The organism is Caballeronia sp. LZ016 (assembly GCF_031450805.1).
Lineage (GTDB): Bacteria > Pseudomonadota > Gammaproteobacteria > Burkholderiales > Burkholderiaceae > Caballeronia.
Map to the genome: position 1 here is coordinate 183,374 of NZ_JARTVY010000004.1, position 19,452 is coordinate 202,825.

A 19,452-nucleotide genomic window follows, 5' to 3' on the forward strand; every position below is an offset into this window, starting at 1 on the left:
TTTCTGCCAAATAGTATGGAACCCTAAGCTAAATGCTTGACGGCGATGCGACACCGTACGAGGATGGCGTTCCTTATCAAACCTTGCTTGATTTCATCGATGTTGAACTGCCTTCGCTCCCGATGGCGCGCAGTTTGTTGTGCGCTCGCCCTGACGTGGATACTTTCTGCGCTTCTCGTTTGCTGGGCGGGCGCCAGTATGCCTTATCGCCACGCGGCCTTGCTGTCGTATTCGGCAACGCGCTCACCGACGATGCCACGCCAAAACCGATCCTTGCGGCGCGTCTGGATGCAGCGTTGCGGTGTCATCGTGAGGGAAAGTGTCCGGTCCTGTTCGTAAGCGGAAGCATCGACGGACCTGGCCTCGACGAGGCAGCGGCGATGCAGCGCTATTTGATGGAGCGTGGTGTGCCCGCGAGCCAGATCGTCGTGGATGACAAGGGAGACAACACGCTGGCCACCGCGCGCAACGCCGTTGGCTACATGCGCGCGCATGGCATGTCGAGCGTGATGCTCGTGAGTCAGTGCCACCATCTTGCGCGTGCGCAGCTGGCTTTCGCGCGGGCGGGCGCATTGGATATCTCGGGCACTTATCCGCGCACGTTGCAACTTATCGATTTCTATTCGGCGTGGCGGGAAGTGCCCGCGTATGCGGTGTATCGCGTGCGGCTTGCGTTGAATCCTGATGCGGAGGCGGTCTCGTTTCGGCCGATGCTGTTCTTGTTGAAGACATTCGGATGGTCGCGGTCCTGACTTCATGGAGTTTCATTTGCAGCGCAACACTTATGTTCACCCATCGAATCGCGGAATGGCCGCGGGATTCAATCGCCTCCTCAACTGCAGCACGTTTGCTCGCGCACGCCGCGCAGTCCTGTCGCGTTTGCCCTTCATGACGATGGCGAGCGATGTCGTCGATGTCGTGTATTGCACCTGGATCGTCGATACGGCCGACGTTGCCGGCTACATTCCGCCCGGTGTCGCGCTCATGGAACGCGACGGCAAGACGCTGTTCACCATCCTCACCTATGCACATTCCCATTTTGGCCCGAGCCTGGCCGGTCCTTTGCGGCGGCTATTTCCTTCGCCGCTTCAAAGCAACTGGCGCTTCTACGTGAGCACGTTCGAAGGCGCGAACGATGCCGCGCCCACCGTGCTGTTCGTCAAGAACATCTTCGACAACCGGCTCTATCTTGCTGCGACGCGCATGTTGAGCGATGCCTTGCCGTCCCATCTTGCTGCGCGTTTCGAGCATCGCGTGGTCGGTCGTCGATCGATGACACGTATAGACAGCGGCCGAGGCAGTGCGCCGGACTTCGCATGCGGTGCGCAACTAACTGTCAGTCGCGCGTTGCCGGAGCAGTTCGAGACGTTCTTCGATTCATGGCGACGAGCAGTCGAATTTCTAGGCTTGCAAGACGGCGCGCTCGCTCATGTGGACGACTGTTCACGCATTGCGCATGCGCGCATCGACTTGCCGATCGACATTGATTCCGTCCGGCCGATGGAACCGTCGGGCGATGTCATCGGCGGCGATTTCTTGCAGGGCATCGGCGCGAAGGGAAGGCCGTTCTGCTTTCTCGTGCCGGGTGTGAAGTTTCGCGTTCTTTCTGAGCGCCTGCTCTAGCCTTGCTTCGGCACACGCCCCATCGAATAGAACTCATCATTAGGCCGCATGGAAATGACATTCGCCATGCGGTTGGACAACCCAAAGAACGCGGTAATAGCAGCAATATCCCAGGCGTCCTCATCGCTGAACCCGTGCTCGCGCAGCATGGCAAAGTCAGCATCGCCGATATCACCCGACGAACTGCAAACCTTCAAAGCGAACTGGAGCATAGCCTTCTGACGCCCGGTAATATCCGCTTTGCGATAATTCACTGCCACTTGATCCGCCAGCAAGGCATTCTTTTCATAGATGCGCAAAATCGCACCATGCGCGACGACACAATAGAGGCATTGATTCACCGCGCTCGTCGCCACGACGATCATCTCGCGCTCGCCTTTGGTAAGCCCGCCCTCCTTGAGCATCAACGCAACGTGATACGCGAAGAACGCGCGAAACTCATCCGGCCGATGCGCGAGCGTCAGGAAAACGTTCGGCACGAAGCCGGCTTTCTCCTGCACTTCGAGAATGCGAGCGCGGATATCGTCAGGCCAGGCTTTCGGATCGGGAACGGGAAAACGGCTGATGGGGGCGTTGGGCATGGTGGCTCCGTCATGAAGTCGAGTATCGCTCGATCATGCAGTATGCCGCACCGCGGAGCGCTTATTGCCCTTTATTCCCGCCGCTAACGGATGAAGAACTGATAGGCGCGCCTGGCTGATTCGACGTGCCTCCGTGCGCACCGGGTGTAGTAGGTTGCATGCCGCCGGAAGAACCCTGTCCCGGCGTACGCAAGCCATCGCCCGAACCGCCCGTGCCGCCGCCCGGCGTGCGCGGTTGCATGCCGCCTGCCGATCCCTGCCCCGCGTTGCCGTTATGCTGCGAGGCCGTGCCTGCATCCGCCGCGAACACGGCGCCGGATACCCCGAGCGCAAGCACGCCCAACAGTCGATTGATCGTTCGCGCGTTCATGTTCCGTCTCCTGAAAGTGCCGATGCGATGATCCGGCCGCACCGTCGTGTCGATGACGGCGCGGCGCGAGTCGATCACCGCGTGACAGCGTACTCACGGCTGCCGCTGGCCACCTTGATGCATCGGTTGCTTCTGCTGGTTCTGCTGCAATTGACCTTCGGCCTTTCCCTTCTGCTGATCGTTATGCGGGTTCTTCGGGTTCGTCGGATTCTTGTTGCCGAGCTTGGATTGAGGCATCTGCTTGCTCCTTGCAAAGAGGGGTAGGGACTGTCACCGGTGCATACGTCGTTCCTGCCTTCACGCTTCAGGCGGACCCGATTCCGCGATCCGTATGCTGGTCGTCATGGCCGCGACAATAGCGGTCGATCAATCGCCGCGCCTGTTCGACGCCGGCTCGCACCGCCTCGTCAGACGTGGACCAGTTCGGGCCGAGCGTTTCCACATCGGGCAGCGCAACGGGCTGGTTATCGCGAAACGCTTCGATACGCGATGTCCAGTCGCCGGTGCTGACCTGCTCCGCCGTGACGGTCACATCGTATCCGTCGAATGAAAATCTTTCGTTGTGCATGGGGCCTCCGCTCGATGATGTCGTGGATCGAAGGACATTGAAGCAGACGGTGTGCCGTGGTTCGGTACTTGCTAAACGCCAGTTGCCACGCACTATAACGACGAACATGAAAGCCACTATCGTGTCGCACGAAGCGCCGCCGCAGTCGTCCACGGCGGAGATTCATCGCTTCAGATTCAAGCTGGACGACGGCAATGCGCCGCCTCTGACGGAGTCGATTTCGTTGAGAACGGCGCGCGTCATCGTCGACAATCTTGCCGATGGAAATGCGTTCATCAAGATGCTCCATGCGATCGTGAAGACGCCGCCAGGCGATTACGACTCACTCGTCGGCAAGGCGTTTCCGGATCACTACAAGAGCAACCCGGACGCTGATCGCCGTATGCCGGGACCGGAAAGCGAGGCGCCGCGTCCTTAAGGCGCACGTCGCCTTGCGAGAAAGCGGTCCAGTTGCGCGGCGAAGTTCTTGCCATCGCGGGGACTATAAGGCGAGGGGCCGCCGGTATCGACGCCGCTACCGCGTAACTGATCCATCATTGCGCGTATCGTCAGGCGCTCTTCGATATTCTCCGCGCTGAACCACTCTCCGCGCGGATCGAGCGCGTGCGCGGACCTGGCCAGCACGGCGGCGGCTAACGGTATGTCGGCGGTGATGATGAGATCGCCCGGCGACGTCAATTCGACGATGCGCGCATCGGCGACGTCGAAGCCGGCGGGCACCTGTATGGCCTTGATAAAGGGCGAAGGGGGCGTGCGAAGAAACTGATTCGCAACCAGTGTCACGCAGACCTGAACGCGCGGGCCTGCGCGAAAGAGAATGTCCTTGACAACGGCGGGACAGGCGTCGGCATCGACCAGAATTTGCATGAAGCGGCTCGAAAAACGCGGAGCGCGCATCTTAGCGCACGCGCACCGCGCTCGACTTTCTACATTCGATGACTACGCTTCCGAATCCGGCTTGCTGCGCGGATGGTCGCTGCTCGCGGAAGGGTCGACGTCGGGATCGATATGATCGTTCTCCGGCGTGTAAGCGCCTTGCTCCGGATGATCCTTGCCCTTGGGTACGAGCGACGCGTCCATGCTGCCGTGTTCGCGCTGCTCGATGGTGCCGTCCGCTTTTTCCTTGACGTCGCCTTCGCCGATCGCTTCGCGCCGCTTGTCCGCGCGCTCGACCGGATCGGATGGTTCGGGATTCATGTGCTGTTCCTTGCGATTGACGGGCAACGCCGCGCGTCGCCCTCTCGTGACGTCAGTCCGCGCTGCCGAGTTCGTGGTGCTTGTGCGAATGCGTCGCGGCATGCACGAGCTCATAATGCGCGCCCTTGCCGCTACGCGTCGGCGGGAAGTGCTCGCCTTCCACGCACGTCACTTCGAACGCCGTGCCGCTATCGCCTTCCCTGACGACCCGATAGATGCCCGAAGTCTCGACCTTTTGCCCCGGTTTGTGTTGCTCGGCCATGCGTGCCTCCAAGATGAGTTTCGGTGACACGTCGTGAGCAATCATCGTTCCGCAGCGCGTCCGGCGGGGCGGTCGGCAGTCAGAGACGACAATAGCTTGAGCAGGCTCTCCACGTTGACGGGTTTGACGAAGTGATAATCGAAGCCGGCCGATTGCGCGCGCAAGCGGTCCTCCGCTTGTCCGTACCCGGTGATGGCGACGAGCAGCGGCGCACTATCGCCCTTGCGCCGCAAGCGACGCGCAAGCTCGTATCCGTCGATGTCCGGCAGGCCGATATCGAGCAGGGCGACATCGGCTTCGAACTGCGAAGCTGCCAGCGCCTCCTCCGACGAATACGCGACGCGCGTGACATGTCCTTCCGATTCGCAGAGCATCGCGAGCGAATCGGCGGCGTCGCGATTGTCGTCGACAACGAGTACACGCAGCGCGGCCTGCGTGCCGAGGGCGCCGGCTTCGGATAGCGCAAGCGCCGAGTGCCGTTCATGGTGATGCAGCCGCGGCAGCCGCACGATCACCGTCGTGCCGAGTCCCGGCCCCGGACTCTGCACGGTGATGGTCCCTTTGTGCATCTCGACCAGCTTCTTCACGAGCGACAACCCGATGCCGAGTCCGCCATTCGACCGGTCCAGTGTCCGTTCGCCTTGCGAGAAAAGCTCGAACACCTTGGGCAGCAGATCGGCGGAAATGCCGGTGCCGGTATCCGCTATCACGATGGATACCCAGTCCTGTTCCGCCTGCACGCTGACCGAAATCTGTCCTTGTTCCGGCGTGTATTTCGTCGCGTTGTTCAGCACGTTGACGAGTATCTGCGAGAGGCGCGTGACGTCGCCGCAGACCCAGGTGGTCGCATCGGGGACATCGACCTGTATGTGCTGCCTGCGCGCTTCCACCATCGCGGCGACCGCTTCGACGGCGTGATAGACAGCCGTGCCGACGAGCACCGGCTCCGTCTTGAGCGCGATGCGTCCCTGCGTGATGCGCGACACTTCGAGCAGGTCATCGACGATGCGCGTCATGTGCTCGACTTGCCGGCGCATCAGCTCGACGAGATCGCCCGTGCGTTCGGACACGCTTTCGTCCTTTTGCAACAGCGCGATGGCCGTGCGCAGCGGCGCAAGCGGGTTGCGTAGTTCATGCGCGAGCATCGCCAGGAACTCGTCCTTGCGGCGTCCCGATTCGCGCAGCATGAGCTCCATGTGCTTGCGCTCGGTAATGTCGATCAGACTGCCGATGATGCGCAACGGCTTGTCGTCCTTGCCACGCTGAAGCAGCGCGCTGCCTTGCATCCATCGCTCGGCCTGTGCGTCCTTCACGCGAAATTCGAACTGTTCGTGAGGGTCTTCGCCGGCGGCGAGGCGGCGTACGAAACGGTCGAGCGTCGGTGCATCGTCGGGATGGACGCGGGCGAGCGCCGCTTCATACGTGACCGTTTCGATCGGCTCCGTGCGCAGCTTGCCGACGGTCTCGAACATCAGCGACCACGTAGCGAGTTCCAGCGAAACGATATGGATTTTCGCGGCCTGCATCGCAACCGTGAGGCGCAGGCTGCGTGCTTCTATCGCCGCTTGCGCCTCGTATCGCGGCGTGACATCGGTGGTGGTGCCGAACCATTCCTGCAGACGGCCCTGCTCGTCGTGAAGCGGCGCGGCCTGCGCCTGCACCATGCGATACGCGCCATCCCTGCGATACATGCGGAACGTGAGCGTGGTCGGTTCGCCCTGACGCACGGCCTGGAGCCATGTCTCACGCGCCTGCTCGCGGTCGTCAGGATGAACGAAGTCGAGCCACCCCCAGCGCGCGAGCCGCTCGCAGCGTGCGCCCGTGAAGTTCTGCCAGTCGCCGCTCGAAGGATGTATCTCGCCGTTCGCGTCGGCGGACCAGACGAGCGCGCCCGTCGATTCCACGAGCGCGCGATAACGCCGCTCGCTGAGACTCAGGCGCTCTTCGTCGGCGCGCTGCTCGCTGATATCGAAGCTCACGCCATAGACGCGCGCGAGCGTTCCGCGCGCATCGTACTCGGGGTTGCCGCGCATACGCAGCCATCGGCGAGTGACGGCGCCGCCGTCGAGCATGAAGTCGAACTCGAAGGGGCCGCCATCGCGCAGCGCTTCGGCAAGGTTGCGTTGGAACAGTTCGCGAGACTCCGGCGCGACGCGGTCCCATATTTCCGAGAGCATCGCGGTCTCGGTGCCCGGCGGGAACGAGTACATTGCCGCGAGTTGTTCGGTCATGCGAACGACGCGCGTCGTCATGTCCCATTCCCATGCGCCCATGCGCGCGCCCGCGAACGCGGCCTGAAGACGCCGCTCGCTCGCTTCGTATAGCTCCCACGCATGGCGGCATTCGTGAATGTCGATGGCGACGCCCACGGTATCGGCGATACGCTCTTCTTCATCGCGCCGCGCCTGGAGGTGCAGCGTATGCCAGCGGAATTCTCCGTCGGCGCGCAAGAGGCGGACATCGACGTTATTGAGGAGCATGTCGTTGCGCATCTGACGAACGGCGTCGCGCACGAGTTCTTCGTCCTGGTGATGAATGAATTCGCGCCAGTGCCTGCCGATCAATTCGTCAGACGCAAGGCCGAGATAACGGCATGCCCAGGGATTCGCGTACTGGATCATCCCGTCGCGCGCCGCGCGCCATACGAACGAGGGAAGGAAGTGAGCAGGATCGTACATGGTCGTCCTTGCTACGGTTGAACGACGAGGCGCGTCGTTGCTTTCTGCGTACGGATACCACATCGCATGAAAAGGCGCACGCACGGCCGTGCGCCGATGAGTCCGACTCAGCCGTCTTCGCCAACGGCGTTCGGGTCGGGCAACGGATGCGCCTTGTCGTCGGACGGCGGATCGGGTTCGTTGGTGAGGTTCTGTTTTTGCTCTTCGCTAAGGCGTCGATCCGCCGTATTCGGATCGGTCGTGGTTTGAACGGGCGGCGTCGGACGATCGGTCTGCTGGGTCATTTGCACTCCTTCTGTCATTGGAAACGATGTCGCTCAGGGCGGTGCGCGCATCCCTCATGCCTGATCGCTTGCGGAGCAAAAACGCGCTGGGCATAGCCGATGCTTCGATGAGCCGTCGAACTCGCCTGTCCTGCTACTCCACCATGACTCCGTTTCTTCGAAGCACGGCTGCAACACGGGCCGTATCCATCGCAATCGCTTTTGTCGTTCCTTTGTCCACTCGTGCGGCGACCATCTCTGCGGCTCCGTTTGGCGCGACGCAGCAAGGTCAGCCAGTCGTGCAATACACGCTCGCGAATTCGCGCGGCATGTCGATGAACTGCATGACTTATGGCGGTATCGTCACGCGTATCGATGTGCCCGACAGGCGCGGGCGTCGCGCGGATGTCGTGCTCGGCTTCAGCTCTGTCGCCGACTACGAGCGGTATAACGGCAACATCCATTTCGGCAGCGTCATCGGCCGTTATGCGAACCGCATCGCACAAGGACGATTCACGATCGACGGCCGCACTTATCAATTGCCGGTCAACGATCCGCCCAACACGCTGCACGGCGGGCCGCACGGCTTCGATGAGAAAGTCTGGACCGTCGTGCGGACGTTTCAGAACAACACGGTCGCGGGCGTGCAACTGCGTTATGTCAGCCCGGACAATGAGAACGGCTTCCCGGGCACGCTGACCGTCGATGTCACCTACGCGCTCACCGACGATAACGAGTTGCGCATCGACTATCGCGCGAAGACGGACAAGCCGACGGTCGTCAATCTCACGAACCACAGCTATTTCAACCTGGCGGGCGAGGGCAGTGGAAGCGTGGAGAATCAGCTCATCATGATTGCGGCGTCGACCTATACGCCCACGCATGCCGATTCGATACCGACCGGCGAGATCGCATCCGTGGAAGGCACGCCGCTGGACTTGCGGGCGCTCACACCGATCGGCGCGCGGCTGCGCTCGTCGTTTCCGCAGTTGTGCCATGCGCGCGGCTACGACCAGAACTTCAAGCTCGATAAGCCCGGCCAGCGCGAGGGCGAGCCAGCATTCGCCGCGCGCGCCTATGATCCCGCGAGCGGCCGCGTACTCGATGTCTATACGACGCAGCCGGGCCTGCAGTTCTATACGGCGAACGGACTCGATGGCAGCGTTATCGGTGTATCGGGGAACGCCTATCGACAGACCGACGGCTTCGCGCTCGAAGCCGAGCATTTTCCCGATTCGCCCAACCGTCCGTCGTTTCCTTCGACGGAGCTGCGGCCCGGCGACGAATATCACGAGATCACCGTGTGGAAGTTCGGCGTGCGTTAAGACGCGCTGCGCTCATGCGAGCGCCGTTCATGGCAGGAACGTGAGCGCCAGCCTCACGGCCGATACGATCGTCTGCAACTCCGACCATGCCGCGCTCGTCCGCTCGCCGACATAGCGTGAGACCGAGATCGCCACCGCAAGACCGCGTCGTAACAGCACTTTTATGCCGGACGGACGAAGACGGGAACGATTGCCATCGACCAGCAGAACGTGCGATGCTTCGCTGTGCTTTGCATCATGAAAAACAGAAGGCACGAGGGGGACCAGTCCGGGCCGTCACCCTTTGAAGGAGTGAACATGATCGTACTGTCGCGGTATCGTCAGGCGCAGGACATGCGCCGATTGCTTGGTGCGTGGGTTCTTCTGGGCGCGGCAAGCGTCGCCCATGCGGATGCGCAGAACGGCTATGTCGTGCCGCCGCCGCCGAGCGAGCTTTACGGCGAGCTTTTCGTCGCGGTGCAGACGCAGCAGATTTATCCCGATCAGAAGACCTTCGTCGATGCGACGCCGAAGATCGACCCGGCGCAGATCAACAGGCTCTATCTTCAGCAGCGCGCGGTGCCGGGCTTCAGTTTGTCGGCGTTCGTCGCGCAGTATTTCACGCCGCCGACCGATCAGGTCATCACGCCGCCGCCGAATCAAACGCTGCGCGATCACATCAACTGGCTATGGCCCGCGCTGACTCGCAATACGTCGACGGTGCCGCCCTACAGCACGCTCATTCCGATGCCCAAGCCTTACGTCGTGCCGGGCGGGCGCTTCCGCGAGGGCTACTACTGGGACACCTACTTCACGATGCTCGGGCTTCAGGAAGCAGGGCGTGAAGACCTCGTCGACAACATGCTCGACAACTTCGCCTATCTCATCGATACCATCGGCCACATACCGAACGGCAATCGCTCTTACTACGTGAGCCGCTCCCAGCCGCCGTTCTTTTCGTACATGGTGGAGCTTGCCGCGCACAAGGAAGGCGGCCGCGTGTATCAACGATACTTGCCGCAGATGCGCCGCGAATATCACTACTGGATGAAAGGCTCGCATTCGCTCGAGCCGGGAGGCGCGGTGCGCAACGTGGTGATGCTGCCGGATCGGACCGTGCTCAACCGCTATTGGGACGAGCGCGATACGCCGCGCGACGAGTCTTATCTGCAGGACGTGACGACGGCCGCCACCGTCCATGACCGGCCTGCTAACGAGCTGTATCGCGATCTGCGCGCAGCAGCGGAAAGCGGCTGGGATTTCAGTTCGCGATGGTTCGGCGACAACCAGACGCTCGCCACGATTCGCACCACATCCATCGTGCCCGTCGACCTCAACAGCCTGATGTTCCATCTGGAAACGACGATCGCGCGGGGCTGCGGCGAAGTGCGCGACTTCGGTTGCGTGGCGGAATTCATCGGCAAGGCAGCGAAGCGCGCCATCGGCATCAACAAGTATCTCTGGAACAGCAACGGCTATTACGGCGACTATGACTGGAAGCTCGGGCAGCCGCGCAACAACCCTTCGGCGGCGATGCTTTATCCCTTGTTCGCAGGGGCGGCGTGGCCGGATCGCGCGCATGCGACCGCGCGCACGGCGGAAGCCTTGCTGCTCAAGCCCGGCGGTCTCACGACGACCACGCATAACACCACGCAACAGTGGGACGCGCCGAACGGCTGGGCGCCGCTGCACTGGATCGCCGTGCAGGGGCTTCGCCGTTATGGCCGCGGCGATCTTGCGCAGCAGATCGGCACGCGCTTTCTGACGGACGTGAATCACGTCTATGCCACGGAGCAGAAGCTCGTGGAGAAGTACATCGTGGAAGGAACGGGGACGGGCGGCGGCGGGGGCGGGGAATATCCGCTGCAGGATGGCTTCGGATGGACGAACGGCGTGACCTTGCGTTTGCTGGACCTGTACGCGCCCGGACAATAGCCGGGCACGACGAGGCGGCACGCGTTGCGCCGCCTCGCGCGTGATGCTTATTCCAGCCCTTCGACCACGCGGAAGTCGCGCTCGCAGGCATCGCCGAGTACGCGCAGCGCTTCCTGATACTTCTCGCCGTTGAACGTAGCGAGTGCCTGTTCCAGCGAATCGAATTCGATCAGCACCGTGCGCTCAGCGATGCCCGCACCGTGCACCGTCGATGCGACGCCGCGCGCCAGCGGACGGCCGCCCGCTTCCTTGATCGCTTCGGTCGCGAGCTTCGAATATTCCGCGACTTGCTCGGGCTTGTGAATCTTGCGGTATGCGCTGACCCAATATGCTTTAGCCATCTGAATCTCCTGTTGTTCGTTGAGCGCCCTGGCGCGATGCGCCGATGCGAGGGCGAGCATAACAAATAATCGCCTTCCGCTCCGTGTGCGCCATTCCGCGCATTTCAGTGAAGAGTGCTTTCCGTGTCTAGGGGTTAACCCGCTAAAAAGATCAGCCTAGACTTTGTTCATTGCTTCGACGCGTCAGCGCAAGAGGCAAGCACCCAAGTCACTGGAGTTTAAAAAATGAAGTCTTCGATTCGCGCCGCAGTTATCGCAACCGCTCTCGTTCTTCCCGCGCTGTCGTTCGCGCAAGGCAGCCAGATCACACGCGCCCAGGTCCGTGCAGAACTCGCGGAACTGCAGAGCGTGGGTTATCACGTCGGCGACGGTGATCAGGCGCATTACCCGCAAGCCATCCAGCAAGCCGAAGCAAAGCTCGCCGCTCGCCAGGGCGCGACTGCGTATGGCGGTGTGTCGACTGGCGCGACGCAATCGGGGCATGGCGTCTCGCAAGCCGACTGGAACGCGATGTACACGCGCTAAGCGCATCGTTCAGTCCGCAGCGTATTTGCGATCGAGCTCGTCGAACAAAGGCTTGTCGACGAGTCTCTGGCGCTCTGCGAAGGGCGCCACGATGGCAGGGTCTTCGTCGAGCCTGCCATGTTCCCTGAGCGCACCGAGCGCCGTCTGCATGCCGCGCACCGCGCTCTGCAAGGCGGCGTTCGCATACAGCACGAGGCTGAAGCCCAGCCGTTCCAGTTCATCGCGGCCCGTTACAGGGGTCTTTCCGCCAATGACGATATTGATCAGTTGCGGCGCATTCACCAGCTTGTTCAACGACGCGATCTGCTCCTGCGTTTCGATCGCCTCGATGAAAAGAATATCCGCGCCGGCTTCGACGAACCTGTTCGCGCGTTCGATTGCGGCGTCGAAGCCTTCGACGGCGCAGGCATCGGTGCGTGCAATGATCTGGAAGTTCTCGTCTTCGCGCGCGTCCACTGCGGCGCGAATCTTGCCGACCATCTCGCTCGTCGAGATCACGGCTTTGCCCGCGAAGTGGCCGCATTTCTTCGGCATGACCTGATCTTCGAGCTGGACCGCGTCCGCGCCCGCGCGTTCGAGCGTGCGTATCGTATGGCGCACGTTGAGTGCGTTGCCGAAGCCGGTATCCGCATCGACGACGAGCGGGAGATCCACTGCATCGCGGATGCGCGTCGTGTGCTCCGCAACTTCGGCAAGGCCGATAAAGCCGAGATCCGGCATGCCGAGCGACATGTTCGTGACGCCCGCGCCGGTGATGTACAGCGCCTCGAACCCCAGGTCCGCGGCGACACGCGCGCTCATCGCGTTGAATGCGCCCGGCAAAAGAAGGCCACGGCGTGCATTGACCAGTTCTCGGAACGCGGCGCGGCGGCGGGAAGAAGATGTTGTCATGGCTGGATGTCCGGAAATAGAGAAGCGGATCGAGGCACGCGATGCCGGTAAGCCACGCACGCGTGCCATAGCCTGCCATGTTAAAGCGTGTGCAGCCTTGGCGCTAACGCGAAGCCGGTGCGATGCGTCAGCCGCCGGACACCTGAAGCGGCCGATCCGCTTTCGCGCGCAGACCATAAGCCGTCAGCATGCGATAAAGCGTGACGCGCGAGATGCCCAGTTCATCGGCCGCTTCGCCGAGCCGTCCGCGATGACGCAGCAGCGCCACTTCGATAGCCTGCCGCTCGGCGGCCTCGCGCGCCTGGGCAAGCGTCATCGGCGCGGCTTCGACGTAATCGCCCAGCTCGAGGTCGCTTGCAAGAATCTGCCGTCCCTCGCACATGACGATGGCCCGCCGCACGCGATTGATCAGCTCGCGCACGTTGCCCGGCCAGTTGTAGTTGTGAAGCGCTGCAATGGCGCAAGGCGAGAAGCCGCGCAAGCGCCGGCTCGCATCCTTGCGGAAGCGTTCGAGCATGTGCTGGGCGAGCAATTCGATATCCCTGCCGCGCACGCGCAACGGCGGTTCGTCGATTTGCAGCACGCACAGGCGGTGGTACAGGTCGGCGCGGAAGCGTCCTTCGAGCATCGCGGTCTGCATGTCGACGTGCGTCGCGGAAATGATGCGCACATCGACGGGCGTCGAGCCCTGGCCGCCTAGCCGCTCGATCTTGCGTTCCTGCAAGAAGCGCAGCAGGCTTGCCTGGCTTTCCAGCGGCAAGTCGCCGATTTCATCGAGAAACAGCGTGCCGCCGTCCGCCGCTTCCACGCGGCCGATCTTGCGCTGGTTCGCCCCGGTGAATGCGCCGCGCTCGTAACCGAATAGTTCGGACTGCAGCAGATGCGGCGGAATGGCGCCGCAATTGATCGCGACGAAGGGTTGCGAGCGGCGGGCCGAGCGCTCATGAATCGCCTGCGCGGTCAGCTCCTTGCCGGTGCCCGACTCGCCGGAGATGAAGACCGGCGCGTCGGTCATCGCCACTTTCCGGATCGAGCGATACAACGCCTTCATCGCCTCGCAGTCGCCGATCATGCCGCCTTCGGTGGCGTCGGCCTTGAGCGGATCGTTACTGGCGGCGTCGTGTAACGAGACCATGCCGTAAGCATGGCCCACGGCATCGACGATGCGGTCCGGCGACGAAGGCACGGTGACATAGTCGAAGCAGTAATCGCGTATCAGCCGGCACAACTCGGGATTGTCCGCCTGATCGGCATGCACGGTCGCGACCCAGCCGATGCGATAGCCCGCAAGCAAAGCGGTGAGGGCCGCAATGTCCTTCGCGCATCCGCCACTCGTCAAATCCACGATGCCCGCAGCGGCGCCCTTGCCGTGCCTCGACAGTCTGCACGGCTTCGCGGGATTGACGTACTCGATGTTCCAGCCGCGTGCGTGGAGGCGCTCGGCCAGGTCCTCCGACACGGTACGCCCGGCGAAGTACAACGTTCTGGGTTCCCCGTACATGGCGTGTTCTCTCAGATATTTGTGTGTTTGTAAGCACAGTATCCATTGGAATCGCCGAAGCAAAAAGCCGCTTAAACGATATGCGTCTTTTGAATGTTTACATTGGTCTGCGCATTGCGATTGAAAACGCAAGAGCACTTTTTGCGAAACGGACGTTCGTAAAACGAGAGCGCAGCCATGCCGTAATCGTCGGAGCCCCGTGACAAGGCGCTCCGCGGCGAAGCACCGCAGGAACGTTTTACCGGGCCGCTTTCGGTCCTTGCTGCGGCATGTCCTTTCATCGAGGGTTAACCCTTGCGCAACTTATCTGCCATTGGGCAGTGTTGCCCCGGCGCGTGCATTCGCTGCGGCATTCGCCGAATTCGCAGCGTTGGCGTTAGCGCCGTTTGCGTTGATGGCCGCGTTGCCCGTGTATCCCGACGTCGCCGCGTTAGGGCTGGGCGAATTCGAAGCCGCACCCGGCGATGACTTCGGCGGTTTGGGTTGCAGCGTCTGATTGATGACCCCGATCTGTCCGAGCTTCTGTGCTGCGCGGCTATCGGCATGGGCGGCATCGACGATGAATACAGCGGCCACGCCGAACGTCAGCGCGGCGACGGCATTGCGATTCATTTTCATGGTGTCCTCCAACTAAAGCTCGGTACGCCCGAGCCAGCCAACCATTGTGCGCAAGCAGCTTGCCTGCGTGCAGGAGGGTTTGTGCGTAGGTTGCCGAAACGCCGTAGTCGTTCGACAGGAGACACGGCTGCGGCGTTTTCACGCACGCCATTGCGCAAAAAGCAGACGAAAGCGCGGCGCTCCGTCGGTAAGATGTACTACGTAGTACCGAAAGCGATCCCGCATTGGAGATTCAACATGTTTCCCGAATACCGCGACCTCATTTCCCGTCTGAAGACCGAAGACGCGCACTTCTCCAGACTGTTCGAGCGCCACAACCAGCTCGATCACGACATCCAGAACATGGAAGCGGGCGTGACGCCTGCCGATTCCTTCACGATCGAATCGCTCAAAAAGGAGAAGCTGCTGCTCAAGGACAAGATGTACGTCGTGCTGCGAAAAGCCGCGCAAGCCGCCTGAAGCCGCGATAAGGAGAAAGAGAACGTGAGAACCACACGCGCATCCGAGGGAAGCCGGGGCAGGGCGTTGCAGCACGGTGCGAGCGAAGAACCGGACGGCGGCGTGAGCGTCGTCGAGACGTCCGCGCAACTTGCAAGTCGGGAAACGGAAGAAGCGGTGAGCGCCGCCAACGAGTTCATTTCCAGCAGCATGGAAGAGATGCTCGCGAATGCGGCATCGACCGGCGCCGAGACGCGGCTCGACACGATGAAGGCGCTGATGGGCGGTCTCTCGCCGGACGAAATAGCCACGTTGCGCGCGCATCTGCTGGAAGGCGTATCGCCGAGCGGTGCGCGCGGGTCGCGCCGTCAGCATCAGGACGACGAACTATCGCCCGGATGGCGTCACGGCGGGTATCCGTACAAGCATCTCATGTCGCGGCAAGCGTACGAGAAGCAGAAGTATCGGCTTCAGGTGGAACTGCTCAAGCTGCAGGCGTGGGTGAAGGAAACGGGGCAGCGCGTCGTCATTCTCTTCGAAGGCCGCGATGCGGCGGGCAAGGGCGGCGCCATCAAGCGATTCATGGAGCATCTGAATCCGCGTGGCGCGCGCGTTGTCGCGCTCGAGAAGCCGTCCGAGCGTGAACGCGGTCAGTGGTATTTTCAACGCTATGTGGAGCATCTGCCCACGGCAGGCGAGATCGTGCTTTTCGATCGTTCCTGGTACAACCGCGCGGGCGTCGAGCGCGTGATGGGCTTCTGCACGAACCAGGAGTACGACGCGTTCATGCAGCAGGTGCCGGCATTCGAGCGTCATCTCACGCAAAGCGGCGTGCACATCGTCAAGTTCTGGTTTTCCGTGAGCCGCGCGGAACAGCGCCGCCGTTTCAAGGAACGCGAAGTGCATCCGCTCAAGCAGTGGAAGCTGAGTCCGGTGGACCTTGCGTCGCTCGACAAGTGGGACGACTACACGGCTGCGAAAGAAGCCATGTTCGCCCATACCGATACCGCCGACACGCCCTGGACCGTCGTGCGCTCCGACTGCAAGAAGCGCGCGCGGCTCAATGCCATGCGTTATGTGCTGCATCGCTTGCCGTATGCGAATCGCGATATCCGGACGATCGGTCCCGTCGATCCGCTCATCGTCGGAAGGGCGTTCTGAGGCTCAGGCGTCGTCGGCCATGAGTTCGTGCGCAAGCAGCCTCGCTTGCGGCGTGAGGCTGGCGAAGGCGCGCGCGCATAGATGCAGCCGGCGCGCGGCCCACGGCTCGGACAACGGCGCAATAGCGAGCCCCGTACGGTCGAGCAATTGCGCCGATGCACGCGAAAGTATCGCGATGCCGATACCCGCTTCCACGAGCATCGCGACGTTATCGATGCTGCGCATATGGATGCGGTAATTGAGTTGCTTGCCGAGCCTCGACGCCTTCTCGGCAAGATGCATTTCGAGCGCCGCATCCGCGAGGCCGACAAACGCTTCGCCGACGATATCCGCGAACGCCACGGCAGTTTCATTCGCCACGCGATGCGTGCGGCTCGCGACCACGACCAGCTGATCCTGCGTGACGAGCCGCGTCTCGAGGCTCCCGAGGTCCGTGATATCCGCGACGATGCCGAGATCCGCCCGGCCTTCCATCACTGCCTGCACGATGTCGGCGCTGGGCCGTTCATCGAGATCGATCGACAGATCGGGATGAGCCGCAAGGAAGCGCGTGAGGCGCGGCGGCAAGTAGGCGGCCAATGCCGCCGTATTCGACATGAGCTTGACGCGCCCTTTGAGGCCCGTTGCGTACGTGCGCAATTCGCCGCGCATCTGCTCGACCTGACCGAGAATCATCCGGGCGTGGCGCGCGAAGCTCTCGCCGGCGGCGGTCGCGTGCACGCCACGGCGATTGCGTTCTAGAAGCGGCGCCCCCAATGCGGCTTCCATGCCCCCGATCCGCTCGCTTGCGGACGCCAGCGCGAGATGCATCGCTTGCGCGCCCGCCGTGATGCTGCCGCGTTCGATCACGGTCAGAAAGAGTCGCATGTCGGTGAGATCGAAACGCATGGCGTGCCTTCGGCCGGGCCGAAGCCTTGCATAGGAAATGCCAGATTGTAAGCGCGCAATGCGCTCGCTACGATTTGCCGCATGGAACCTCTTATCGTAGTGATCCTTGCGGGATTCATCGCCGGGGCGATGAATGCGCTCGCAGGCGGCGGATCGTTCGTCAGTCTGCCCGCGCTCATCGCAGCGGGCGTGCCGCCGGTTCAGGCGAACGCATCGTCGACGGTCGCGCTGTTTCCGGGCGGCGTGGTCAGCGCATGGGCGTATCGCGACGGGCTCGGCCCTGTCGGTTCAGTGCCGATTCGCATGATGCTCGTCACGACGCTGATCGGCGGAATGATCGGCGCGGTGCTGTTGCTGTCGACATCGTCATCGACGTTCTCGTTCTTACTGCCGTGGCTGCTGCTTTGCGCGAGTCTCGCGCTGGCCTTCGGCCGGCGTCTTGGCGAGCTGTTGCGCAAGCGCTGGCGTATCTCTGCGCCCGCAGTCCTTGCGATTCAGCTGGCGCTCGGCGTGTACGGCGGCTACTTCGGAGGCGCGGTCGGCATCATGATGATGGCCGTGTGGGGCCTGCTCGATCCGCGCGATCTCAAGAGCCTCAACGCGCCGCGCACGCTGCTCGTCAGCGCGGCCAATTCTGTGGCTGTCGTGACCTTCGCCGTTGCCCATGCGGTGCGCTGGCCCGAGACCATCGCGGTGCTCGTTGCGGCGATCGCGGGCGGATACGGCGGCGCGCAACTGGGCCGACGCGCATCGCCGGCGCTGATCAGAACGGGGACGCTGCTCGTGAGCGTGGGCATTACGGTCGCCTTCTTCGTGCGGACTTACGGGCCGATGCTCGCGCATCGATGAATGATCATGATCGCTGCCTTGCTCGAAACCATCGGTGCGCTATCCGTGCTGGCAAGCGTGGCCGCGAAATTCGTGTGGATGCGCGATGCGAGCGACGAGGTGATCGGGCACGACGCATCGCCGGGACAGCGGCCGCATCGCTGCATCGGGCGCGAGTCGCGACGCCGCCAACGCAGACACCGTTCGTCAGCGCGCGGTTCGAATCAGCGGCGGTAAGCCGAGCGGCTTGGCCGCCGATTCATACGCGCGAATGAAGCGCGGATCGTCTGCGAACTCGCGCGCCATCCACTTCGCGAGGTCATCGCTGCACGCGGGCTCCGCGATGGACTGAAAGCAGGGTGAGTTCGCGGGCATCATGCTGGCCGCCCAGTAGAAACCGAAAAGCGTCTGCTTTTCGGCGGGCTCCATGCGAAGTGCGTCAGGGGCGTCGCCCGAGAACCACCGTTCGAGCTTGGCCGTCAGCGTAGCTTCGGTTTCGTGCTTCTCGTACGAGAACACGTAGCCGCCGCCGGCCTGGGCCGTGTGGAAGTCGTTCATCACGACCGCAGTGACGAAGCGAGCCGCGTGTGCGTTGAGTGCAAACGATTGCCCATGCGCGCTGAACATGACGCACCAGAGCATGGCGAGCAATGCGCTCGCGGTGGGCCGCGTCCAGACGCGGAATTCTTGTCGATTGCTTCGCGGCTTCACACAGGTACTAAGAAAAGGTTGATCCAGCATAGCGACGGCGCTCGAGGCCGATTCGCGATTCTACTGAGTTATAGCGATGCTCGATGACGCGCGCAAAAAAACAAACGGCCCCGAAGGGCCGTTGTTCAGCAAGCTGAACCGCGCGTATTACAGCGGCTGGATCGTCGAAGCCTGCTTGCCCTTCGGGCCTTGCTTGACTTCGAAGCTCACCTTCTGGTTCTCCTGGAGCGACTTGAAACCCTTGGACTGGATCTCGGAGAAATGTGCAAACAGGTCTTCACCGCCGTCGTCCGGCGTGATGAAACCGAAACCCTTTGCATCATTGAACCACTTGACCGTACCTGTTGCCATTTTTCCAAACCCTATGAGACGAATAAACGTTGAAGATGCGCCCTTTGTTTCGAGCGACACTGATTTTTACCATGTCTTGGTATTTTGGTCCAATAAGCGTTTTTGCTTAGCTTATTGCCGCACGGCCGTCATAAAACCGCAAAATTACCTGTCGCCTGTCAGTGTGCCGGTTTAATTTTCCGGCATGGCGCTTTAGCGTGTCTGTTCGGTGGCCGACAAAGCGGTTTAACGCGGCGCCGGGCAGGCATCGTTCAGGCAGGACTGCGCGGTTGCGCTCACAATGACTGACGGGTGCCGTCTTGCGCGATGTGGGCGGAGTTCGGGTAAGGGGTGCTGTCACCCTTAGTGACCTGGCATGACGAGCACACTCGCCCGACCGAACGCGCAACTCGACGCATGGCAGCCACCGACGCTTGCA

General features: G+C 62.1%; 25 protein-coding genes. 9 read left to right on the forward strand and 16 right to left on the reverse strand.

Features of this window, described 5'->3' with window-relative positions; all coding sequences use genetic code 11:
* Window positions 1-32: 32 nt before the first annotated feature.
* Window positions 33-752: a YdcF family protein gene (locus P9220_RS21310; RefSeq protein ID WP_309767470.1), complete on the forward strand. Its 720-nt coding sequence runs from the start codon at window positions 33-35 to the stop codon at window positions 750-752.
* 55 nt (window positions 753-807) lie between these two features.
* Window positions 808-1,623, forward strand: a complete 816-nt coding sequence (locus P9220_RS21315) for a DUF2071 domain-containing protein (RefSeq protein ID WP_309767472.1) — start codon at window positions 808-810, stop codon at window positions 1,621-1,623.
* Here P9220_RS21315 and P9220_RS21320 read toward each other — a convergent pair.
* The 4 genes from P9220_RS21320 to P9220_RS21335 form a co-directional block, all read right to left on the reverse strand.
* Window positions 1,620-2,204, reverse strand: coding sequence for a peroxidase-related enzyme (locus P9220_RS21320; protein WP_309767474.1), 585 nt, complete (start codon window positions 2,202-2,204; stop codon window positions 1,620-1,622). The two genes, P9220_RS21315 and P9220_RS21320, sit on opposite strands and share 4 nt — an antisense overlap.
* A 61-nt stretch (window positions 2,205-2,265) precedes the next feature.
* The gene (locus P9220_RS21325) at window positions 2,266-2,574 is read right to left on the reverse strand and encodes a hypothetical protein (RefSeq protein ID WP_309767475.1); all 309 of its coding nucleotides are present in this window, start codon (window positions 2,572-2,574) and stop codon (window positions 2,266-2,268) included.
* A 93-nt stretch (window positions 2,575-2,667) separates the two neighbouring features.
* A complete protein-coding gene (locus P9220_RS21330; RefSeq protein ID WP_309767478.1) occupies window positions 2,668-2,811 on the reverse strand; it encodes a hypothetical protein in 144 nt (47 codons plus the stop codon).
* 67 nt (window positions 2,812-2,878) lie between these two features.
* Entirely contained in the window at window positions 2,879-3,142 is a 264-nt protein-coding gene (locus tag P9220_RS21335; protein ID WP_309767479.1) for a DUF6566 family protein, read from the reverse strand.
* Window positions 3,143-3,248: 106 nt separating this feature from the next.
* On the opposite strand from P9220_RS21335, the gene P9220_RS21340 reads away from it, so the two are divergent.
* Window positions 3,249-3,560, forward strand: coding sequence for a hypothetical protein (locus tag P9220_RS21340; RefSeq protein WP_309767481.1), 312 nt, complete (start codon window positions 3,249-3,251; stop codon window positions 3,558-3,560).
* On the opposite strand, the gene P9220_RS21345 is transcribed toward P9220_RS21340, so the two are convergent.
* The 5 genes from P9220_RS21345 to P9220_RS21365 all read right to left on the reverse strand — a co-directional run bounded on the left by P9220_RS21345 (window position 3,557) and on the right by P9220_RS21365 (window position 7,563).
* Complete coding sequence (locus P9220_RS21345; protein ID WP_309767482.1) at window positions 3,557-4,009, reverse strand: YaiI/YqxD family protein; 453 nt, start codon at window positions 4,007-4,009, stop codon at window positions 3,557-3,559. The genes P9220_RS21340 and P9220_RS21345 overlap by 4 nt on opposite strands.
* Before the next feature lie 72 nt (window positions 4,010-4,081).
* Window positions 4,082-4,339: a hypothetical protein gene (locus tag P9220_RS21350; protein WP_309767484.1), complete on the reverse strand. Its 258-nt coding sequence runs from the start codon at window positions 4,337-4,339 to the stop codon at window positions 4,082-4,084.
* A 52-nt stretch (window positions 4,340-4,391) separates the two neighbouring features.
* Entirely contained in the window at window positions 4,392-4,601 is a 210-nt protein-coding gene (locus P9220_RS21355; protein ID WP_309767485.1) for a hypothetical protein, read from the reverse strand.
* Between the two features lie 41 nt (window positions 4,602-4,642).
* Window positions 4,643-7,279, reverse strand: a complete 2,637-nt coding sequence (locus P9220_RS21360; protein ID WP_309767486.1) for a PAS domain-containing protein — start codon at window positions 7,277-7,279, stop codon at window positions 4,643-4,645.
* 107 nt (window positions 7,280-7,386) lie between these two features.
* A complete protein-coding gene (locus P9220_RS21365) occupies window positions 7,387-7,563 on the reverse strand; it encodes a hypothetical protein (protein ID WP_309767488.1) in 177 nt (58 codons plus the stop codon).
* Window positions 7,564-7,706: 143 nt separating this feature from the next.
* Here P9220_RS21365 and P9220_RS21370 point away from each other — a divergent pair, with 143 nt between their 5' ends.
* Window positions 7,707-8,867 carry an aldose epimerase family protein gene (locus P9220_RS21370; RefSeq protein WP_309768218.1) on the forward strand — a complete coding sequence of 387 codons (1,161 nt, stop codon included), beginning with the start codon at window positions 7,707-7,709 and terminating at the stop codon, window positions 8,865-8,867.
* 27 nt (window positions 8,868-8,894) lie between these two features.
* Here P9220_RS21370 and P9220_RS21375 read toward each other — a convergent pair whose 3' ends face one another.
* Window positions 8,895-9,122: a hypothetical protein gene (locus tag P9220_RS21375; protein ID WP_309767490.1), complete on the reverse strand. Its 228-nt coding sequence runs from the start codon at window positions 9,120-9,122 to the stop codon at window positions 8,895-8,897.
* A 42-nt stretch (window positions 9,123-9,164) separates the two neighbouring features.
* Here P9220_RS21375 and treA point away from each other — a divergent pair, with 42 nt between their 5' ends.
* Window positions 9,165-10,781 carry an alpha,alpha-trehalase TreA gene (treA, locus tag P9220_RS21380; protein WP_404989566.1) on the forward strand — a complete coding sequence of 539 codons (1,617 nt, stop codon included), beginning with the start codon at window positions 9,165-9,167 and terminating at the stop codon, window positions 10,779-10,781.
* 47 nt (window positions 10,782-10,828) lie between these two features.
* On the opposite strand, the gene P9220_RS21385 is transcribed toward treA, so the two are convergent.
* On the reverse strand, window positions 10,829-11,122 hold the full coding sequence (locus tag P9220_RS21385; RefSeq protein ID WP_309767491.1) for a DUF1330 domain-containing protein: 294 nt from the start codon (window positions 11,120-11,122) through the stop codon (window positions 10,829-10,831).
* 225 nt (window positions 11,123-11,347) lie between these two features.
* Here P9220_RS21385 and P9220_RS21390 point away from each other — a divergent pair, with 225 nt between their 5' ends.
* Window positions 11,348-11,647, forward strand: coding sequence for a DUF4148 domain-containing protein (locus tag P9220_RS21390; protein ID WP_309767493.1), 300 nt, complete (start codon window positions 11,348-11,350; stop codon window positions 11,645-11,647).
* 9 nt (window positions 11,648-11,656) lie between these two features.
* Here the strand turns inward: P9220_RS21390 and P9220_RS21395 are convergent, their stop codons facing one another.
* On the reverse strand, window positions 11,657-12,538 hold the full coding sequence (locus P9220_RS21395) for an oxaloacetate decarboxylase (RefSeq protein WP_309767495.1): 882 nt from the start codon (window positions 12,536-12,538) through the stop codon (window positions 11,657-11,659).
* A 127-nt stretch (window positions 12,539-12,665) separates the two neighbouring features.
* Window positions 12,666-14,039, reverse strand: a complete 1,374-nt coding sequence (locus P9220_RS21400) for a sigma 54-interacting transcriptional regulator (RefSeq protein WP_309767497.1) — start codon at window positions 14,037-14,039, stop codon at window positions 12,666-12,668.
* Window positions 14,040-14,894: 855 nt separating this feature from the next.
* Between P9220_RS21400 and P9220_RS21405 the strand changes: the two genes are divergently transcribed.
* Together P9220_RS21405 and ppk2 are read left to right on the forward strand one after the other, a co-directional pair.
* Window positions 14,895-15,116: a YdcH family protein gene (locus tag P9220_RS21405; RefSeq protein WP_309768222.1), complete on the forward strand. Its 222-nt coding sequence runs from the start codon at window positions 14,895-14,897 to the stop codon at window positions 15,114-15,116.
* Between the two features lie 24 nt (window positions 15,117-15,140).
* Window positions 15,141-16,256, forward strand: a complete 1,116-nt coding sequence (ppk2, locus tag P9220_RS21410; protein ID WP_404980296.1) for a polyphosphate kinase 2 — start codon at window positions 15,141-15,143, stop codon at window positions 16,254-16,256.
* A 3-nt stretch (window positions 16,257-16,259) separates the two neighbouring features.
* On the opposite strand, the gene P9220_RS21415 is transcribed toward ppk2, so the two are convergent.
* Window positions 16,260-17,144, reverse strand: a complete 885-nt coding sequence (locus P9220_RS21415) for a LysR substrate-binding domain-containing protein (protein ID WP_309767498.1) — start codon at window positions 17,142-17,144, stop codon at window positions 16,260-16,262.
* An 81-nt stretch (window positions 17,145-17,225) separates the two neighbouring features.
* Here P9220_RS21415 and P9220_RS21420 point away from each other — a divergent pair, with 81 nt between their 5' ends.
* The gene (locus P9220_RS21420; protein ID WP_309767500.1) at window positions 17,226-17,993 is read left to right on the forward strand and encodes a sulfite exporter TauE/SafE family protein; all 768 of its coding nucleotides are present in this window, start codon (window positions 17,226-17,228) and stop codon (window positions 17,991-17,993) included.
* Window positions 17,994-18,179: 186 nt separating this feature from the next.
* On the opposite strand, the gene P9220_RS21425 is transcribed toward P9220_RS21420, so the two are convergent.
* Together P9220_RS21425 and P9220_RS21430 are read right to left on the reverse strand one after the other, a co-directional pair.
* Window positions 18,180-18,614: a hypothetical protein gene (locus P9220_RS21425; RefSeq protein ID WP_309768227.1), complete on the reverse strand. Its 435-nt coding sequence runs from the start codon at window positions 18,612-18,614 to the stop codon at window positions 18,180-18,182.
* Window positions 18,615-18,830: 216 nt separating this feature from the next.
* Window positions 18,831-19,034, reverse strand: a complete 204-nt coding sequence (locus P9220_RS21430) for a cold-shock protein (protein WP_008347993.1) — start codon at window positions 19,032-19,034, stop codon at window positions 18,831-18,833.
* Window positions 19,035-19,452: the final 418 nt, after the last annotated feature.

Coding starts and splice junctions, on each gene's coding strand:
- P9220_RS21310 (WP_309767470.1), top strand. CDS start 33: ATGCTTGACGGCGATGCGACACCGTACGAGGATGGCGTTCCTTATCAA.
- P9220_RS21325 (WP_309767475.1), bottom strand. CDS start 2,574: ATGAACGCGCGAACGATCAATCGACTGTTGGGCGTGCTTGCGCTCGGG.
- P9220_RS21320 (WP_309767474.1), bottom strand. CDS start 2,204: ATGCCCAACGCCCCCATCAGCCGTTTTCCCGTTCCCGATCCGAAAGCC.
- P9220_RS21385 (WP_309767491.1), bottom strand. CDS start 11,122: ATGGCTAAAGCATATTGGGTCAGCGCATACCGCAAGATTCACAAGCCC.
- P9220_RS21400 (WP_309767497.1), bottom strand. CDS start 14,039: ATGTACGGGGAACCCAGAACGTTGTACTTCGCCGGGCGTACCGTGTCG.
- P9220_RS21425 (WP_309768227.1), bottom strand. CDS start 18,614: ATGCTCTGGTGCGTCATGTTCAGCGCGCATGGGCAATCGTTTGCACTC.
- P9220_RS21430 (WP_008347993.1), bottom strand. CDS start 19,034: ATGGCAACAGGTACGGTCAAGTGGTTCAATGATGCAAAGGGTTTCGGT.
- P9220_RS21395 (WP_309767495.1), bottom strand. CDS start 12,538: ATGACAACATCTTCTTCCCGCCGCCGCGCCGCGTTCCGAGAACTGGTC.
- P9220_RS21315 (WP_309767472.1), top strand. CDS start 808: ATGGCCGCGGGATTCAATCGCCTCCTCAACTGCAGCACGTTTGCTCGC.
- P9220_RS21405 (WP_309768222.1), top strand. CDS start 14,895: ATGTTTCCCGAATACCGCGACCTCATTTCCCGTCTGAAGACCGAAGAC.
- P9220_RS21340 (WP_309767481.1), top strand. CDS start 3,249: ATGAAAGCCACTATCGTGTCGCACGAAGCGCCGCCGCAGTCGTCCACG.
- P9220_RS21335 (WP_309767479.1), bottom strand. CDS start 3,142: ATGCACAACGAAAGATTTTCATTCGACGGATACGATGTGACCGTCACG.
- P9220_RS21415 (WP_309767498.1), bottom strand. CDS start 17,144: ATGCGTTTCGATCTCACCGACATGCGACTCTTTCTGACCGTGATCGAA.
- P9220_RS21365 (WP_309767488.1), bottom strand. CDS start 7,563: ATGACCCAGCAGACCGATCGTCCGACGCCGCCCGTTCAAACCACGACC.
- P9220_RS21330 (WP_309767478.1), bottom strand. CDS start 2,811: ATGCCTCAATCCAAGCTCGGCAACAAGAATCCGACGAACCCGAAGAAC.
- P9220_RS21345 (WP_309767482.1), bottom strand. CDS start 4,009: ATGCAAATTCTGGTCGATGCCGACGCCTGTCCCGCCGTTGTCAAGGAC.
- P9220_RS21390 (WP_309767493.1), top strand. CDS start 11,348: ATGAAGTCTTCGATTCGCGCCGCAGTTATCGCAACCGCTCTCGTTCTT.
- P9220_RS21355 (WP_309767485.1), bottom strand. CDS start 4,601: ATGGCCGAGCAACACAAACCGGGGCAAAAGGTCGAGACTTCGGGCATC.
- treA (WP_404989566.1), top strand. CDS start 9,165: ATGATCGTACTGTCGCGGTATCGTCAGGCGCAGGACATGCGCCGATTG.
- P9220_RS21350 (WP_309767484.1), bottom strand. CDS start 4,339: ATGAATCCCGAACCATCCGATCCGGTCGAGCGCGCGGACAAGCGGCGC.
- P9220_RS21360 (WP_309767486.1), bottom strand. CDS start 7,279: ATGTACGATCCTGCTCACTTCCTTCCCTCGTTCGTATGGCGCGCGGCG.
- P9220_RS21370 (WP_309768218.1), top strand. CDS start 7,707: ATGACTCCGTTTCTTCGAAGCACGGCTGCAACACGGGCCGTATCCATC.
- P9220_RS21420 (WP_309767500.1), top strand. CDS start 17,226: ATGGAACCTCTTATCGTAGTGATCCTTGCGGGATTCATCGCCGGGGCG.